Origin of the sequence: Nocardioides sp. SR21, from assembly GCF_022761125.1 — a bacterium.
Classification (GTDB): domain Bacteria; phylum Actinomycetota; class Actinomycetes; order Propionibacteriales; family Nocardioidaceae; genus Nocardioides.
The window spans coordinates 91,213-108,373 of record NZ_JAKWJR010000002.1 but is presented as its reverse complement, the minus strand read 5'-3'; the positions used below and the strand labels follow the sequence as shown (position 1 = coordinate 108,373).

Sequence of the window (17,161 nt, the reverse complement as noted above, 5' to 3'; positions counted from 1 at the left end):
GTTTTCGGGGGTCACCGATCGGGCGGTGACCAGTAGACAGAAGGAGCAGCCGATGTCGTTCCTCGGCGCAGACACCGACGAACTCCGCGACGCCGGCCAGGTGTGCCAGGACGGCAAGGAGACCACCGACCAGGTCATCGCCTACCTCAAGGCGCTGATCGCGATCCTCCGGGCAGCGTCGTTCTTCAGCGGCGGCGCCAGCGCCGCTTACGCGACGTACCTCGAGACGGTCGTGGTCCCCTGGCTGCAGAAGATCTCGATGGCCCTCGGCCTGTTCGCGCAGGTCCTCAACGCCAACGCCGACGCGCAGGACCAGGTCAGCCAGGGCAACACCGTCGACTTCGGCTCGCTGCCGACCTACACGCCGCAGGTGAGCGGGGACAGCAGCGTCCAGCCGTTCGCGGGCACGATCATCGGCGACGCCCTGCAGGGCATCGCGATCGTGAACGCGATCGCCGACGCGGTCGACGGCGAGGGCGATAGCGACACCGGTACGACGGCCTCGGGCGACGCCCGCGGCGTCGGCACCGCGACCACCATCGGCGGCCAGCACGGCCTCGACGGGGGCGCCCACCAGCGCGCCGACGTGGCCCAGGCCCCGGCCGGCGGCGGCGGTTCCGCCGGTGGCGGCGGCACCTCGGGCGGCGGCTCCGTCGGTAGGGGTGACACCGGGATCGGCAGCAGCACCATCGGCGGCAACCCGGACTCCACCGGCTCCGCCTCGACCGCCGGCGGCTTCGGCGGGACCTCTCCCGGCGCCGACACGCTCGGCACGGTCGGGCACACCGGCAGCGGCGACCCGGTCGCGTCCGGCGACAGCTCCTCGCCGTCGTACGGCGCCGCCGCGGCGATCGCCGGTGGCGCGGCCGCCGCGGGTGTCGGCGGCGCGGCGCTCGCGGCCCGCTCCGGCAGCGGCGACCCGACGATCGACCGGCTGTCGAGCACCAACGGCCGCGGCAGCAGCGGGCCCGAGGTGCGCGACCTCCAGCAGCGGCTCACCGACGCGGGCTACGACACCCGTGGCGTCGACGGCCAGTGGGGCTCCAACACGCAGGCGGCGTACGACGCCTACCGCGCCGACCACCCGCTGCAGGTCGCCCAGGGCAGCGGCTACACCTCCCCGAGCGGCTACGACTACAACCAGATCACCGGGGTGACCGGCAACGCGAACGTGACGCCGGAGTTCCTGCGGGCCGTCGAGGGGGTGGCGGGCCGGGTCGGCGCGCAGCCCGAGCACCTGATGGCGGCGATGAGCTTCGAGACCGGGGGCGCGTTCAGCTCGTCCACCCCCAACGCCGCCGGCTCCGGCGCGACCGGACTGATCCAGTTCATGCCCAGCACCGCGCGGGGCATGGGCACGTCGACGGCGGCCCTCGCCGCGATGACGCCGATCGAGCAGCTCACCTACGTCGAGCGCTACTTCGAGCCCTTCCGCGGCCGGCTCGGCGACCTGGAGAGCGTCTACACGTCGATCCTCGCCGGCCACCCGCACGCCGCAGGCGAGACGTTGTTCAGCCAGGGCACCGCGGCGTACTCCCAGAACTCCGGCCTCGACTTCAACCACGACGGCCGGATCACCACCGACGAGGCGACCACCGCGGTCCGTCGCCGGATGCCCTGATCACCCCACGAATCGCCCCACAGGCATCACCTAACAGAGAAGGAGATATCCCATGCCCATGAAGGGAATGGACGTCGAGGCCGGTCGTCAGTCGGCCCAGCAGATCACGCAGGGCGCGGGCGAGCTCGAGCAGCTCACCGGCCGCCTCACCCAGGTCATCGAGGGCTTCGAGTGGATCGGCCCCGACGCCGAGCGCACCCGCCAGGCGTGGCAGTCGGACTACCGCACGATGCTCACGCAGGTCGTGAACTCGCTGCAGGAGTTCTCGACGCTGATCAACAACCAGGCCCAGGAGCAGGAGCAGGTCTCCAACTGACCTGACCCGTCGACCGAGCCAATTCCGGGAGGCCCGACCATGCAGAGCTGGATCCTGTCGCTGCGACCAGCTCCGGAGTCGGGCCTCCCGTCGGTCGACGTGCACGTCCAGGCCCGGCCGGGAGCGACCGTCGCCGACCTGGCCCGCGCGTTCGGCAGGCACGTCGCCCCCGACCAGCAGAACCTCCACCTGGTCCCGCTCGACGGCAACCTCCCCTGGCCCGCGGACCGCCCGCTCGACGAGTGCGGGCTGCGCACCGGCGACCTCGTCGACGTCGTGTCCGCGCCGGCCTCCTGGCTCACCCGCGTGAACACCAGCGCCCGTCCCCGCGCGGTGCTCCGCGTCACCGACGGACCGGACCGCGGCCAGCGGCTGCACGTCCGGTCGACGTCCCTCACGCTCGGCCGCGCGGCCACCTGCACGCTGCGGCTCACCGACCCGCTGGTCTCCCAGCAGCACGCCCGGATCATCCTCGGCGCCCGCCCGACCGTGTACGACGAGGGCTCGGCCAACGGCACCAGCGTGGCGGGCGAGCGGGTCACCAGCGCCCGGGAGATCGACTGGGGCACGCCGATCCAGCTCGGCCGGAGCACGCTGGTCATCGAGCCCGGCGAGGTGCCCGGCGACGAGGCCGCGGTCTCGGTCTTCCGGCCACCGCGCTTCGGCGACCCGCTGCTCGACGAGGTCCTCGACTTCCCGTCGCCGCCGAGCAAGAACCGCCCGTCCCCGCTGCCCTGGGCGATGCTCATGCTGCCGATGGTGATGGGCGTCGCGATCTTCATGCGCTCGCAGACGCCGTACGCCGTGGTCTACATGCTGGCCTGGCCGATCCTCGGCGCCGCGGGCTGGTGGCAGCAGAAGCGCAGCGCCCGCAAGCAGTTCGAGGAGGAGAAGGCCGAGTGGCGTGAGGACGTCGACGGGCTGTTGACCGTCCTCGACGACCACGCGGTGCGGCAGCGCCAGCAGTTCCACGACGACTACCCGGACGCGGAGACCGTGCGCGCCCGGGCGGCGTCGCGCGACAAGTACCTCTGGGCCCGGGCCGAGGACCGGCACGCGTTCCTCGTGACCCGGCTCGGCATCGGCACCGTGCCCGCGATGCTGCGCGGCTCGATCAAGGACGGTGGCGACCGGCCCTCGCGGCGCGAGGTCGCCGCCGAGCTGCTCGAGCGCGACGAGCTCGAGGACATGCCGGTGCTCGCCGACCTCGCCCAGCACACGGTCGTCGCGCTCACCGGGCCGGACGAGCAGGTCGATGCGCTGGCCCGCTCGATGCTGCTGCGCATCGGCTTCGACCACTCGCCGTCCGAGGTCAGCGTCGCCGGCTGCTTCGGCCGCGGCCGCAAGCAGCACGAGGCCTGGTTGCGCTGGCTGCCCCACGCCACCACGCGCATCGGTGGCCAGCCGCCGGTCGCGATCGGCGCCCGGCCGGCGACCGCCCTGCTGGAGAGCCTGGTCGCCGAGGACGGCAACTCCGGGCACACGATCTGCTTCGTCGACGAGCGCGCCGGCATCCCGCGCCGTACGGTCGAGGCGGTCGCCGCGGCCGCGCCTGAGCGCAACCTGCACCTGGTCTGGCTCGGCGCCGACCCCGACGAGGTCCCGGCCGCCACCGGCCTGCGCATCGACCTGGCGAGCGGCGAGGTCGGCGTCCGCGACCGCGGCGGCATCAGCCGGATCGACACCGCCGACGTCGTCACGCTCGACCACGCCTGGCGCAGCGCCCGCTCGATGACGGGGTACGTCGACGAGGCCGCGGTGCTGCCCGCGTCGACCGCGATCCCCGCGGTGGTGCGGCTGCCCGAGGTGAGCAGCGACTTCGAGGACCTCGACGACATCGTCGCGGTGCTGCGCCGGTGGAGCCAGTCGTCGGGGCTGCGCGCGCAGATCGGCGCCGGCATCGACGGCACCGTCACCATCGACCTGCGCGAGGACGGCCCGCACGGCCTGGTCGCCGGCACCACCGGCTCCGGCAAGAGCGAGCTGCTGCAGTCGCTGATCTGCTCGCTGGCGCTGAACAACCCGCCGAGCCGGATGAACTTCCTGCTCGTCGACTACAAGGGCGGCGCCGCGTTCCGCGAGTGCGCCGACCTGCCGCACACGGTCGGCTACATCACCGACCTCACCCCCGCCCTCGTGCAGCGCGCGCTCACCTCCCTCGGCGCCGAGATCACCGCGCGCGAGCACCTGCTCGGCGAGTACGGCGTGAAGGACCTCGTGCAGCTCGAGCGCGAGCACCCCGAGGCCGCCGTCCCCTCCCTGCTCATCTGCGTCGACGAGTTCGCGGCGCTGACGAGCGAGGTTCCGGACTTCGTCGACGGCATGGTCAACCTCGCCCAGCGCGGCCGCTCGCTCGGCATGCACGTGCTGCTCGCGACCCAGCGCCCGGCCGGCGTCGTCACCGGGCCGATCCGCGCGAACACCGACCTGCGCATCGCGCTCCGGGTCTCCTCCGCCGACGACTCCCGCGACGTGATCGACTCCCCGGAGGCCGCCCGCATCTCCCGGCGCACGCCCGGCCGTGCGTGGATCCGGCGTACCGGCCACGGGACGGCGGAGCTCGTGCAGTCGGCGTGGACCGGCGCGCGTCAGCCGGTCGACGCGAGCGAGAACAAGGTGCGCGTGCAGGCGTTCTCGGCCGCCGGCTCGCTCGAGACCGGCCTCGGGGAGGAGGTCCGGCTCGACCCGCGCACCGACCTGGTGCGCTGCGTGACCACGATCCGTACGGCGTTCGCCCGCACCGAGGCCGCGCCGCCGAAGCGCCCGTGGCTGCCGCCGCTTCCGGCCGAGCTGCTGCTCGAGCCCGACCAGCTGATGGCCGGCGCCACCGAGCGCGCGACCGGACGCGTCGTGCTCGGCCGGATCGACGAGCCGAGCGAGCAGACGCAGCCCGAGCTGCTCATCGACTTCGCGTCCGTCGGGCACGTGCTCGTGTACGGCGCCTCCGGCTCCGGCAAGACCGAGCTGCTGCGCACCACGGTGCTGTCGGCGTCGCTCGGCGACGCGTTCGGAGCGCAGAGCGTCGCGCCGTACGTCTACGGCATCGACTACGCCGGCGGCGGCCTGGCCGCGATCGCGGGCCTGCCCACCGTCGAGGCGGTCGTGCCGGAGAGCCACCAGGGCCGCGTGCTCCGGCTGCTGCGGCTGCTGCGGCGTACCGTCGCCGAGCGCACCTCGGCGCTCGCCTCGCACGGCTGCTCCGACCTCGACGACCTGGCGCGGATGGGCACGGCGCTGCCGCGGGTCTACGTCGTGATCGACAACCTGCCGTCGCTCGTCGACAGCCTCGAGTCCTCCGGCGGGGTCGCCCGCGAGCACCTCGAGCACATCCAGAACGTGCTGCAGAACGGCCGCCGCGTGGGCATCCACGTGATCGCGACCGCCCCCGGACGCACCGGCGTCCCCACCGCGCTGGCGGCGACGTTCGGCCGCCGGATCGTGCTGCGGATGACCACCACCGACGACTACCTGATGCTCGGGGTCCGGGCCGACGTCCTCGACGCCGACAGCGCGCCGGGCGCCGGTCTCCTGAACCGCAGCGGCGTGCAGATCGCCACCACCGGAGGGGCCGGTACGCCCGTCCAGGCCGAGCGGGTCAAGGCGATCGGGAACCTCCTCGCCCCGGCGGTCGCCGGTCGCGGCGCCGCGCCGGTCCCCTCGATGCCGGCGCGGCTCGACCAGCAGGCGCTGCCCGTCCCGGCCGGGACCCGCGTCGCGCTGGCGGTCGACGCCGACGCCGTCGCGGTCGTCGAGGTGGACCTGCTCGGGCCGCCGGTCGTCATCGCCGGCCGGTCCCGCTCGGGCCGCACCAGCGCCCTCGACGGGATCGCGGCGCTGGTCGGCCGGGCGGAGCGTCCGCCCCGGGTGATCCGCACCAGCGACCCGGCGACCGCGGCCGCCGAGGTGGACGCCTGGCGCACCGCCGAGCGGGACCCGCGGGACTGGGCGCTGCTGCTGGTCGACGACGCCCACCAGTGGGACGCGCACGCTGCCACCGACGACGCGGCCCGGACCGCCGTCGCCTCGTTGCAACGGGTGATGGCCGACCCGGCCAGCCGGCTCGGAGCGGTCGTCACGGCCGACATGACGATGGCCAAGCAGCGCGGTGGACCGGACGGTCTGGTGAGCGCCGCCCGCCAGGGTCGCCGGGGTTTCATCCTCCAACCCGAGTGGAACGATGGCGATGTCCTCGGGGTGACGGTGCCCAGCAAGACGACCGAGCCGCTGACGGGCCCCGGCCGGGGTCTGTGGTGCGAGTCCGGGTCGGCGTGGGTGGCGCAGCTCGTGACCCACGCAGGCATCGAAGTCGGCACCACACCGCACACTCGGGAGGCGGAATGAAGCGGCAGCACGGGCGCTCGGCCCGCGGCACCGCGGAGCTCTCCGTGGTCGTCGTCGCCGCGTCGCTGGTCGCCGGCGTGCTGTTCGGCAACGGCGTCACCCGCACCGCCGTCGACATCGCCGACGGGCTCACCTGGTTCACCGACGACCCGACCGGCCAGGTCATCGAGGTCAACCCCGCCACCGGCCGGCCCGAGGCCCAGCTCGACGTCGGCGACGAGGGCGACGACCTCGACCTCGCGCAGTACGACGGCCGGCTGATCGTCACCAACCGCACGACCGGCGAGCTCTCGTCGTTCGACCTCACCAGCCTGCTCACCTCAGGCGCCCGCCAGGTCGCGCCGGGCGTCGCCACCGACGTGCTGCACCTCGACGGCGACGTCTTCCTCGTCGACCGCGAGCGCGGCACCGTCGCCTCCATCGACCCGGTCACCACCGACCCGATCGGCGAGATGTGGAGCTCGCCGGAGGGCATCGCCGACGCCGCCATCGACGGCGCCGGCCGGGTCTGGGCGATCGACCCCGAGGGCCTGCTCACCGAGCTCCGCTGGTCGACCTCCAGCCTCACGTTCGTCGTCGAGGACACCCGCCAGATCGACCACAGCGGCGCGCGCTCGGCGCTGGTCGGCCACGACCGCGGCGTCACGGTGTTCGGGGCCGACGAGGGCATCGTGGTCCAGGTCGGCACCGACGACGACGTCGTAGCCGACGCGGTCGGCCTCGGCGGCGAGCTCGCCGTCCCCACGTCCGCGCCGTCGGACCTGGTCCCGGCCTCCTCCCCCGACACCGGCCGCGTCGCGATCGTCGGCGACGGCGGGGTCCGCATCGTCGACGTCGCCACGATCGGCTGCGCGGAGCCCGGGCGGCCCGAGGTGTTCGAGGGGCTGGTCTACGTGCCGTGCACCGGCGCCGGACGCGTGGTCCGGCTGACCGCCGACGGCCAGCGCGCCGGCAACGACATCGAGGTCACCGAGGACGCGGGCGACCCGGACCTCGTGCTCGACGACGGCAGCCTGCTCATCAACGTCCCGGGCGCCACCCACGGCGCCGTGGTGCATGCCGACGGCTCGGTCACCACGATCGAGCGCTACGTCAGCTCCCTCAAGCAGTCCGGCGGCACCGGCCAGGCGGTCGCACCGCCGATCCCGGTCCGGCCGGTCAACCCGGTCGCCGACCCGGTCGGCCCGGCCCCCGGCCCCGGCCCGTCGCACCCGGTGCCCGACCCCGACCCGGAGCCCACCCCCGACCCCACGACCGACCCCGACCCGGAGCCGACCGGGCAGCCGCCGTACGACCCGGACCAGCCCCAGCCCCTCGAGCCGCCGACGCACGTGATCGCCGCCGAGCTGCCGTCCGGCCGCGTCGAGGTCACGTGGCACCACGGAGGCGACCCCGCCGACGAGTTCACCGTGCAGGAGGAGGGCGGCCCGGTGCTCTACACCGTCTCCGGTGTCGAGCGGCAGACGTCGGTGCCCGCCCAGGCCGGCACGCACCGCTACACGGTCACCGCGGTCCGCGACGGCGAGCCCACCGAGACGTCTGCGCCGTCGAACCCGGTCAGCACGTCCGGCCTGCCGGGCGCGGTCACCGGCATCCTCGGCCAGGTGGCCGGCAACCCCGACGACACGACCGCGACGATCAGCGTGCGCTGGTCCGCGGCCGAGGGCAACGGGTCCCCGATCGCCGGCTACACCGTCACGATGACCGACGCGAACGGCACCCAGACCAACGAGGTCGGGCCCACCACCAGCACGGCGTTCACGTCCGTCTGCGCGACGACCTACTGCAACCCGAGCCCGGTCACCGTCTCGATCACCGCGACGAACGCCAAGGGCCGTGGACCGGCCGCCAAGGCGACGCTGGCGTACGACGGACCCGAGGTCCCGACCCTGCCCGCGGCCGACCGCCAGCTGGTGACCGGCGCCAGCCACACCTGGCAGGGCCTCTCCTGGTACGGCCAGGGCACCACCAGGCTCACGCTGTCGCCGCCGGAGTCCTGGCGGGAGTTCCCGGGCACCTGCACCTGGACCCACGAGGGCAACCAGACCGCCCAGGACCCCGTCGAGTTCCGGTGCGACGCGACGAACGTGTCGGTCCCGATCGCCACGGGTATGACCCGCAAGCAGGACAACGGCGTGCGCCACCACTCGATCGTGTTCACGGCCTCCAACGGGACCGAGTCGGTGACCAGCGAGCGCTTCGAGTGGACCACCGAGCAGGCACCCTCCTGCGTCCGGTGCTCGTGACCAGAGGAGACCCCGTGACCACCGTCGTCTCACCCTTCAGCCCGACCGAGGACGACATCGCCGAGTTCCGAAAGCTGCACCACCGGATCGGTGACGCCGTCGAGTCCGCTGTCCACGGCAAGCGCGGCGTCGTCGACCTGGTGCTGGTCGCGATGTTCGCCGGCGGCCACGTGCTGCTCGAGGACGTCCCCGGCACCGGCAAGACCACGCTGGCCCGCGCGGTCGCCCGCGCCCTCGGCGGGCAGGTACGCCGGATCCAGTTCACGCCCGACCTGCTGCCGAGCGACGTCACCGGCACCACCGTCTTCGACCCGCGCGACGGCCAGGTGAGCTTCCGGCCCGGCCCGGTGTTCGCGAACGTCGTGCTCGCCGACGAGATCAACCGCGCGTCGGCCAAGACCCAGTCGGCGCTGCTCGAGGTGATGGAGGAGCGCACGGTCACCGTCGACGGCACCGCACACCTGGTGCCCGACCCGTTCGTGGTGATCGCGACGCAGAACCCCGTCGACCTCGACGGCACCTATCGGCTCCCCGAGGCGCAGCTCGACCGGTTCCTCGTGCGCACCTCGCTGGGCTACCCCGACGCCGAGCACGAGATCGAGGTGCTCCGTCCCGGCGGCACCGCCGGCCGCGTCGCCGACGTACCCGTCGTCACCACGCCGGGCGAGGTGGCGGCCCTGGCCGAGCGGCTCGCCGGCCTGCACGTCGCCGACCTGCTGCTGCGCTACATCCGCGACCTCGGCGTCGCCATCCGCAACGACCCGCGGGTCCGGCTCGGCGCCAGCACCCGCGGGCTGAAGTCGCTCGTGCGCTGCGCGCAGGTGTACGCCGCCGCACAGGGCCGCAACTACGTCGTGCCCAGCGACGTGCAGCGGCTCGCGGAGGCGGTGCTCGCCCACCGCACCGTGCTCACCCGCGACTCGATCCTCGCCGGCCACACCCCCGGCTCGGTCGTCCACGACGTGCTGGAGACCGTCGCGCCGCCGCAGCCCGACGAGGGCTGACATGCCCCTGACCGCGCGCGGGTGGGCGACCTCGCTCCTCGGCGTCCTCCTCGTCGTCGCCGGCCTGGCCTGGCACTACCCGCTGGTGGCCGGCCTGGGTGGCGCGCTGCTCGTGATCGTGGTGGCCGAGGTCGTCTCGGTGCTCGCCACGTCCGACGTCGCCGTGCTCCGCGAGGTCAGCCCGACGGTCGTCGTACGCCACGAGCCGTGCACGGGCACCCTCACGCTCACCGGCCGCCGGCGCCGCGGGCTGGTCCGCTTCGACGCGATGGACGAGGTCGACGGCATGCTGGTCCCGGTCGAGCTCCCGGAGACGCCGGGCTCCGCGACCGTCGCGGTGACCTACCCGATCCCCACCCCGCGCCGGGGCCTGCTGCCGGTCGGCCCGGTGCACCTGCGCCGCTACGGCCTCGCCGGCATGGCTGCCTCCTCGACCGAGACGGGCCGGGTCGAGCAGGTCCGCGTGCTGCCGCGCCGGATCCCGCTGGGCAGCCTGATGGCCGGCCACCGGCACGCACCGGCCGGCAGCGATCTCAGCCTGGAGTACGGCGGCACCGACCTGGTCGGTCTCCACGAGTACGCCATGGGCGACGACCTGCGCCGGCTGCACTGGCCGACCAGCGCCCGCACCGGCACGCTGATGGTCCGCGAGGACGCCGACCCGGCCGAGCCCCAGGTGTGCGTGCTGCTCGACGACCGGGCCGCGAGCTACGCGGGGCCGGGCGAGCCGTTCGAGGAGGCCGTCGAGCTCGCCGCCGCGCTGTGCCGGGTGACCGTCGACAGCGGCTACCCGCTGCGGTTCCGCACCGTCAGCGGCCGGCACGGCGTGGTGGTGCCCGGGTCTCCGACCCGCCTGCCCCAGCGCGAGGCGCACGACCTGGAGTGGCTGCTCGCCGAGATCGACGAGACCGGCCCCGGCCCCGCGCCGCACGACCTGCCGCCCGGCCAGGACATCGCGGTCGTGGTCACCGGCGCCGAGGCCGACCGGCACGAGCTGGGCCTGCTGCTCGGCGAGGCCGCCACCCGCGTGGTCGCGGTCGTCGACCCGCTGCCGCTGGTCGCGGCCGAGCAGCGCGCGGGCGTGCTGCTGCTGCGCGGCGCCGGGTCGCTGTCCCTCGCCGCGGCCTGGGACGAAGCGGCGGCCCGATGAGCTCGACGTCCCGGAACCCCTGGCTGCTCACCGCCTGGGCCGCCGGGCTGGTCTCGATCGGAGCGATCTCGCTGGCCGCGGCCTGGGGCGGCTGGCAACCGGTCGTGCTGCTGCTCGTCGCGGCCCTGGTCCCGATGCTGCTGCTGCGCAGCGTGGTCGCGCTCGGCGTCTCCCGCTGGGCCGCGTCCACGGTCCTGGCGCTGCTGCTGGTGCTGACGGCGTACCTCATGTCCGCGCGCAGCGACACGTCGCTGCGCGGCACCGTCACCGACTCGGTGCCGCTGTTGCTGACCGCGCCGCAGCCGTACGCCCTGCGCGCCGACCTCCTCGCCCCGGTCGTCCTGCTCACCGGCCTGGTCTCGCTCTTCGCGGGCCTGCGCGCCGAGAGCCGCACCCGCGTCGGTCCGGTGGCCGCCGCCGTCGTCCTGTACGTCGCGGCCGCGCTGCTCACGACCGGCGACGGCGATCCGTGGGGCATCCTCGCGGTGCTGCTGGTCGTGCTCGCCGTGCTCGGTTGGGTGCTGCTCGACGAGCACACCGAGCCGTCGCGACGCCGGCTGCTCGTCGCCGCGCCGGCCCTGGTCGTGCTCGTCGGCGGGCTGGCATCGGTCGCGCTGGTGCCCGCGAACAGCGCGTTCGACCCGCGCACGGTCGTCGACCCGCCCGTCACCGTGATCGAGACCTCGAGCCCCCTGCCGCAGCTCGGCGCCTGGGCCGCCAACCCCGACGACGAGCTGCTCCTGGTGCGCGGCGACGCCGTCCCCCTGCGGCTGGTCACCCTCGACGAGTACGACGGCGCGCAGTGGCGCGCGGCCACCCGCTACGCGCCGTTCGGCACCGCGGTCGACACCCCGCTCACCGGCGACCGGCGGCGCACCGCGACCGTCGAGGTGACGTTCGCCGGCCTCGGCGGCAGCTGGCTGCCCTCGCCCGGCGACCCGGTCGAGGTCACCGAGCCGGACGCCCTCGTCGACGTCTCGACCGGCACCCTGCACGACCCGGACCCCGAGCCGGACACGACCTACGAGGTCACCGGCGTCGCGGACGAGCCCGACCCGGCCGACCTGGTCGGCGCGACGGTGCCGACCAGCGGCCCCGCGCTGGACTACCTCGACCAGCCCCAGCTGACCGGCGAGCTCGCGGCGTACGCCGACCGCGTGACCCCCGACGGCGGACCGTACGTGCGGGCGCTGGCGATCGAGGCCGCGGTGCGCGAGGGCCGGCGGCTCTCGCCGCGCGCGATCTCGGGCTCGGCGTTCTGGCGGATCGAGCGGTTCCTCGTCGGCACCGAGCCCGGCGACCAGGTCGGCACCTCGGAGCAGTTCGCGACCGCGTTCGCGCTGCTCGCCCGCCGCGCCGGTCTGCCGACGCGGCTGGTGGTCGGGTTCCGGCCGGGCGACCGGGAGCCCGATGGCAGCACCCGCGTGATCCGCGGCCGCGACGCGCTCGCCTGGCCGGAGGTCTACTTCCAGCGGCTCGGCTGGGTGCCGTTCGCGCCGACGCCGAACGACGACACGTTCACCCAGGGCCGACCGCAGCTCGCGGAGGCGCCGGACGTGGAGCCCGCACCCGCCGAGTCCTCCGCCGAGCCGGCCCCGGTCGCCGAGCCGCCGCCCGTCGAACGGGCCGCCGACGCCGGCCTCGGCCTGCCGACCTGGGTGCTGGTGGCGTCAGGGGTCGCGCTGGTCGCCGTACCCCTGCTCCTGCTGGGGTGTGCCCGCCTGGCCCGCACCCTGCGGCACCGCCGCCGCGGCGCGACCGGGGCCTGGGCCGAGGTCTACGACGCGCTGGTCCTGGCCGGCGAGCCGCCGCCGTCGTGGGCGACCGCGCCCCAGGTCGCGGCCCGCGCCGACCAGTGGTTCGGCACCACCGGCGCGTCCGAGGTGGCCTCCCGCGCCGAGCGCGCGGCCTTCGGCCCGGCGGGTACGGCGGTGCTGGACCGCCCGGCCACCGAGGTGCGTGAGGTCCGGCGGGCCGCCCGCGCGACCGTCCCACGGTGGCGCCGCTGGTGGTGGCACTTCGACCCGCGGGTGCTGCGCCGCTGACGTGCCGGTGACTGGCGAGCGCCTAGCCCGTGACGCAACGCGGCCTCGTCATCCCGATGCTGAGGTCCGGCATCACCACGGTCATCACGAAGCAGGACCGCTCCCCGCTGTGCACGACGAACGGCACGGTCGCCTCGGTCGTGTCGGCCGGGAACTCGTCGACCCAGGTCTTGGCCGGCCGGGTCTGCGCCAGGACGTACTTCACCTCGCCGTCGGCCAGGTCGTTCCACTTCACCGCGACCGATGTCCCGTCGCTGCGCAACGACAGCAGGTCGAAGGCCAGCTGGGGGTCGGTGCGGTCCAGCTGCGGATCACCGGACTCGCGCGGCATCGCCGGGAGCGAGTCGATCGCGCCACCGAGGTCGGCGGCAGGCGGGTCCGCGGCGGGGTCGTCGTCCCCGCGGAGCGCGGCGCCCGCGATGCCGAGGACCGACCCGGCCAGGAGTGCGACGCAGCCCAGCCCGATCAGCACCGCCTTGCGGCGACCGCCGCCGCGCTCCTCGGGCTCGGCGACCGGCGCGACCGGCGGCGGGGGTGTCGGCGGCGGCTCGAGCGGCTCCGGCGGGCGGGTGCCGGTCGGCGCCTCGTCGGGGACCTCGCGCGGCGCGTGCGCCAGCACCGACAGCGCGACCGGGTCGGGCTGCACCGGCGGCAGCTCCGGCTGCGGCTCGCCCGGCTGCCAGGCGGTCACCCGGAGGGCGGCCAGCGCGTCGCGGAGCTCGGCGGCCGACGACCAGCGGGACTCGACGTCCTTGGTGAGGCAGCGGTCGACGACCTCCGCGAGCCGGTCCGCACCCGTCAGCGGCCGGTGCGGCTCGGTGCGGGCCCGGCGCAGGTAGGCCAGCGCCGAGTCGTCGTCCGGGTCGTCGCTCGCGAACGGCGGGCGCCCGTCGACCAGCGTGTAGAGCGTGGACCCCAGCGACCACAGGTCGTCGGCCTCGGTCGGCGGCTGGCCGTCGAGGATCTGCGGCGACGCGTGCCGGTAGGTGAACGTCTCGACGGTCGAGGTGTGCTCGGAGTCCACGAGCCTGGCGATTCCGAAGTCCGCCAGCACCCACGACGTGGGCAGGACCAGCACGTTCTGCGGCTTCACGTCGCGGTGCAGGACGCCGTGGCGGTGGGCGAAGGCGAGCGCGTCGGCGAGCACCTCGCCGATCGTCGCGACCTCGTCGACCGGCAGGGGGCCGTGGGACCGGAGCCGGTCGTGCAGCGACCCGCTCTCGTAGAAGTCCATGACGATCGCGGGGTGACCGGAGTCGGTCGTCCCGGTGGTCAGGATGTTGACGATGTTCGGGTGCTGCCGGCCGAGCTGGACGGTGATCTCGATCTCCCGGCGGAACCGGGCGACGGCCCGCGGGTCGTCGGTCTGCAGCACCTTGATCGCGACGTCGCGGCGCATCGCGACGTCCCGGGCACGAAACACCACGGAGTCGCCGCCACGGCCGACCTCCGTGAGGTGGTCGTACCCGGCGAGCGACTCCGTGGGCTCGTTGTGTGGTTCCGGATGCGGTCGCCAGGCAGCGTCCTCGCTGCCGACCACCCCGGAGTGCCTGGTCATGCCTGGGCTACTACCCAGGACCAGGGCGGATCACTCCTGATCTGGTCCTGGGCAGTAGCCCTACCCAGGACCAGGGGATCACTCCTCGGTCTTCTCCTCGGCCTCGGGCTCACCGATGGTGCCGTCGGGGCGCAGGTTCTTCAGCTCGACCACGTTGCCCGACGCGTCCTTGACGACGGCCGACTCGACGATCTTCGCCAGCGCCTTGCCACGCAGGATCTCCTGGACCAGGTCCGGGATGTGGTTGTGCTCGAACATGTGGTTCGCGAACTCCTGCGGGTCCTGACCGGACTGCTGGGCGCGGCGCACGAGGTGCTCGGAGAGCTCGGCCTGGTCGATGCCGAACTCCTCGACCTTGGCGACCTCGTCGAGGATGAACTGCGCCGCGACGGCGTCGCGGACCCGGCGCTCGAGGTCGGCCTCGAACTCCTCCAGGGTCTGGCCCTCGTCCTCGAGGTACTTGTCCATGGTGAGGCCGGCGTACATGAGCTGCTGCTCGATGTTCTGGCGGCGGGCGTTGAGCTCGTCGGTGACGACGGTCTCGGGCAGCGGGATCTCGACCTTCTCGAGGAGCACCTCGAGAACGGCGTCACGGGCGGCCGCGGCCTGCTCGAGGCGCTTGCCCCGGCCGAGGCGCTCGCGCACGTCGTCGGTCAGCTCGCCGACGGTGTCGAACTCCGAGGCCATCTGCGCGAACTCGTCGTCCAGCGCGGGGAGCTCCTGCTCCTGGACCTGGCTGACGCTGACGACGACTTCGACGTCCTCGCCGACCAGGTCGCCGCCCACCAGCTGCGAGGTGAAGGTCTTCTCCTCGCCGGCCGACATGCCGACCAGCGCCTCGTCGAGACCGTCGAGCATGCCGCCGCGGCCGACCTTGTAGGACATGCCCGCGACCTCGGCGCCGTCGATGGCCTCGCCGTCGCGGGTGGCCTTGAGGTCCAGCACGACGAAGTCGCCGTCGGCGGCGGCGCGCTCGACGTCGCTCAGGGTGGCGAACCGCTCACGCAGCGCCTCGACCTGCTCCTCGACGTCCGCGTCGCTCAGCTCGATGTCGTCGACCTTGGCCTCGACGCCCTCGTACGACGGCAGCGTGACCTCGGGACGGATCTCGACCTCGGCGGTGAACTCGAGGGTCTCGTTGTCCTCGAACTTCGTGACCTCGATGTCCGGCTGGGCCAGCGGGGTCAGGGAGTGCTCCTGGAGCGCCTCGACGTACTTCTTCGGGATGACCTCGTTCACCGCCTCGTCGAGGACGACGGGGCGACCGACCTGGCGGTCGATGACCGCCGGCGGGACCTTGCCGCGGCGGAAGCCGGGGACGTTGATCTGCTGGGCAATCTTCTTGTACGCCGCGTCGAGGCTCGGCTTGAGCTCCTCGAAGGGCACCTCGACGGTCAGCTTGGCCCGGGTCGGGCTCAAGGTCTCGACGGCGCTCTTCACAGGTCTTCTCCTACTGTTCGAGATGATGGTGGGTGGATCGGGGCCCGGACGCGAGAACGCGATCCGTCCCGGAAGCCTCAGGGCAGCCTACTTCCCGCCCGACACGCACTCACAATCGCTCTCGACCGTGGGAGAACGGTGGTCGGGGCGACAGGACTCGAACCTGCGATCTCCTGCTCCCAAAGCAGGCGCGCTAGCCACTACGCTACGCCCCGCCAAACGGGGTGCCGGCCCGCGCGGCGCGCGGCCCGGACCCTGCTTGGAGCGGATGACGGGAATCGAACCCGCGTAGCCAGTTTGGAAGACTGGGGCTCTACCATTGAGCTACATCCGCGTGCGCCGAAGCGCGGGTGTCATGGTGCCACAAGCAGGTCAGCGGCGATGCACCAGCACCAGCGCACGGTCGTCGTTCTCCGACCCGAGCGCGTCGACGAGCCGGTCCGCGCCGCCGTCGAAGTCGCCGCGCAGCAGCCCCTCCGCCTGGCCGAGCATCCGGTCGATGCCGAGGCCGATGTCACGTCGCGGGGTCTCGACCATCCCGTCGGTGTAGAGCATCAGCGCGTCACCGCGCCGCAGCACCCCGGACACCGTCCGGAACTCGGCGTCCTCGATCAGCCCGAGCACCGGGCCCTCGCCCTCGTGGACGGTCCAGCGACCGGAGCCGGCGTCGCGCTGGGCGGCCGGCGGGTGCCCGGCCATCCGGAGCTCGAACGCCCCGGTGTCCAGGTCCAGGGAGAGGTGGATCGCGGTCGCGAAGCCCTCGTCCCAGTCCTGGCGCAGCAGGTAGTCGTTCGCGGCGGGCAGGAACTCCCCCGGCGCCAGCGCGCCGATCAGGCCGCCGAACGCACCGGACAGCAGGAGGGCGCGCGTCCCGGCCTGCTCGCCCTTGCCGGAGACGTCGACGACGACGAGCTCGTAGCTGTTGCGGTGCCGAGGTCGCGTGGAGACCACGAAGTCGCCGGCGAACGGCGTGCCTCCCGCCGAGCGCAGGGCGCCCTGGACCATCCACCCGTCACCGAGGTCGGGTACGGCGCCCTGGCTGAGGATCCGGTCGCGCAGGTCGATGAACATCGACTCGCCCATCACGCCGCCGACGCCGAGCCTCGATCGGCGGAACGACGTGACCAGCACGATGAAGCAGAGCAGGAACAGCACGCTGATCGCGAGCACGGTCCGGGAGGTGATCCTGTCCTGGGCGGTGATGCTCGCCATCAGGCAGACCATCACCAGCACCACGAACCACGGCAGCTCACGCGGCCCGAGCAGCAGGCTGCCGAGCAGCAGCGGCACCATCAGCACGGTGAGCGGCGCGGTCGCCGGCCAGATCAGCACCAGGGCGGTGAGCGCGACCGTGAGCACGCAGAGCCACAGCAGCGTGCGCTGCTGTGGCGACATCCGGTGACCGGTCAACCGGCGGATGGGGCGTGCACTCATCGGGGT

General features: G+C 73.9%; 10 protein-coding genes and 2 tRNA genes. 7 read left to right on the top strand and 5 right to left on the bottom strand.

The window, feature by feature from the left end; all coding sequences use genetic code 11:
- Positions 1 to 25: 25 nt before the first annotated feature.
- Genes MJ604_RS03795 through MJ604_RS03765 form a run of 7 tightly spaced genes read left to right on the top strand, consistent with a single transcriptional unit; the run spans position 26 to position 12,723 of the window.
- Positions 26 to 1,621, top strand: a complete 1,596-nt coding sequence (locus MJ604_RS03795; protein WP_243056962.1) for a peptidoglycan-binding domain-containing protein — start codon at positions 26 to 28, stop codon at positions 1,619 to 1,621.
- Positions 1,622 to 1,673: 52 nt separating this feature from the next.
- Entirely contained in the window at positions 1,674 to 1,937 is a 264-nt protein-coding gene (locus MJ604_RS03790; protein ID WP_243056961.1) for a hypothetical protein, read from the top strand.
- A gap of 39 nt (positions 1,938 to 1,976) precedes the next feature.
- Entirely contained in the window at positions 1,977 to 6,278 is a 4,302-nt protein-coding gene (locus MJ604_RS03785; protein ID WP_243056960.1) for an FtsK/SpoIIIE domain-containing protein, read from the top strand.
- Positions 6,275 to 8,524 (top strand): fibronectin type III domain-containing protein, encoded by a 2,250-nt coding sequence (locus MJ604_RS03780; RefSeq protein WP_243056959.1) that lies wholly within the window; start codon positions 6,275 to 6,277, stop codon positions 8,522 to 8,524. Before MJ604_RS03785 ends, MJ604_RS03780 begins: the two co-directional genes overlap by 4 nt.
- A gap of 14 nt (positions 8,525 to 8,538) precedes the next feature.
- Positions 8,539 to 9,528: a MoxR family ATPase gene (locus tag MJ604_RS03775; protein WP_243056958.1), complete on the top strand. Its 990-nt coding sequence runs from the start codon at positions 8,539 to 8,541 to the stop codon at positions 9,526 to 9,528.
- A gap of 1 nt (position 9,529) precedes the next feature.
- Entirely contained in the window at positions 9,530 to 10,678 is a 1,149-nt protein-coding gene (locus tag MJ604_RS03770) for a DUF58 domain-containing protein (protein ID WP_243056957.1), read from the top strand.
- The gene (locus MJ604_RS03765) at positions 10,675 to 12,723 is read left to right on the top strand and encodes a transglutaminase domain-containing protein (RefSeq protein WP_243056956.1); all 2,049 of its coding nucleotides are present in this window, start codon (positions 10,675 to 10,677) and stop codon (positions 12,721 to 12,723) included. Before MJ604_RS03770 ends, MJ604_RS03765 begins: the two co-directional genes overlap by 4 nt.
- A 22-nt stretch (positions 12,724 to 12,745) precedes the next feature.
- Here the strand turns inward: MJ604_RS03765 and MJ604_RS03760 are convergent, their stop codons facing one another.
- The 5 genes from MJ604_RS03760 to MJ604_RS03740 all read right to left on the bottom strand — a co-directional run bounded on the left by MJ604_RS03760 (position 12,746) and on the right by MJ604_RS03740 (position 17,155).
- A complete protein-coding gene (locus tag MJ604_RS03760) occupies positions 12,746 to 14,281 on the bottom strand; it encodes a serine/threonine-protein kinase (RefSeq protein WP_243056955.1) in 1,536 nt (511 codons plus the stop codon).
- 78 nt (positions 14,282 to 14,359) lie between these two features.
- A complete protein-coding gene (gene tig, locus MJ604_RS03755; protein WP_243056954.1) occupies positions 14,360 to 15,721 on the bottom strand; it encodes a trigger factor in 1,362 nt (453 codons plus the stop codon).
- 139 nt (positions 15,722 to 15,860) lie between these two features.
- Positions 15,861 to 15,936, bottom strand: a tRNA-Pro gene (locus MJ604_RS03750).
- Positions 15,937 to 15,981: 45 nt separating this feature from the next.
- Positions 15,982 to 16,055 (bottom strand) — tRNA-Gly (locus MJ604_RS03745).
- A 38-nt stretch (positions 16,056 to 16,093) separates the two neighbouring features.
- Positions 16,094 to 17,155 (bottom strand): PP2C family protein-serine/threonine phosphatase, encoded by a 1,062-nt coding sequence (locus MJ604_RS03740; RefSeq protein WP_243056953.1) that lies wholly within the window; start codon positions 17,153 to 17,155, stop codon positions 16,094 to 16,096.
- Positions 17,156 to 17,161: the final 6 nt, after the last annotated feature.

Coding starts and splice junctions, on each gene's coding strand:
- MJ604_RS03790 (WP_243056961.1), top strand. CDS start 1,674: ATGCCCATGAAGGGAATGGACGTCGAGGCCGGTCGTCAGTCGGCCCAG.
- MJ604_RS03785 (WP_243056960.1), top strand. CDS start 1,977: ATGCAGAGCTGGATCCTGTCGCTGCGACCAGCTCCGGAGTCGGGCCTC.
- MJ604_RS03780 (WP_243056959.1), top strand. CDS start 6,275: ATGAAGCGGCAGCACGGGCGCTCGGCCCGCGGCACCGCGGAGCTCTCC.
- MJ604_RS03770 (WP_243056957.1), top strand. CDS start 9,530: ATGCCCCTGACCGCGCGCGGGTGGGCGACCTCGCTCCTCGGCGTCCTC.
- MJ604_RS03765 (WP_243056956.1), top strand. CDS start 10,675: ATGAGCTCGACGTCCCGGAACCCCTGGCTGCTCACCGCCTGGGCCGCC.
- MJ604_RS03760 (WP_243056955.1), bottom strand. CDS start 14,281: ATGACCAGGCACTCCGGGGTGGTCGGCAGCGAGGACGCTGCCTGGCGA.
- MJ604_RS03740 (WP_243056953.1), bottom strand. CDS start 17,155: ATGAGTGCACGCCCCATCCGCCGGTTGACCGGTCACCGGATGTCGCCA.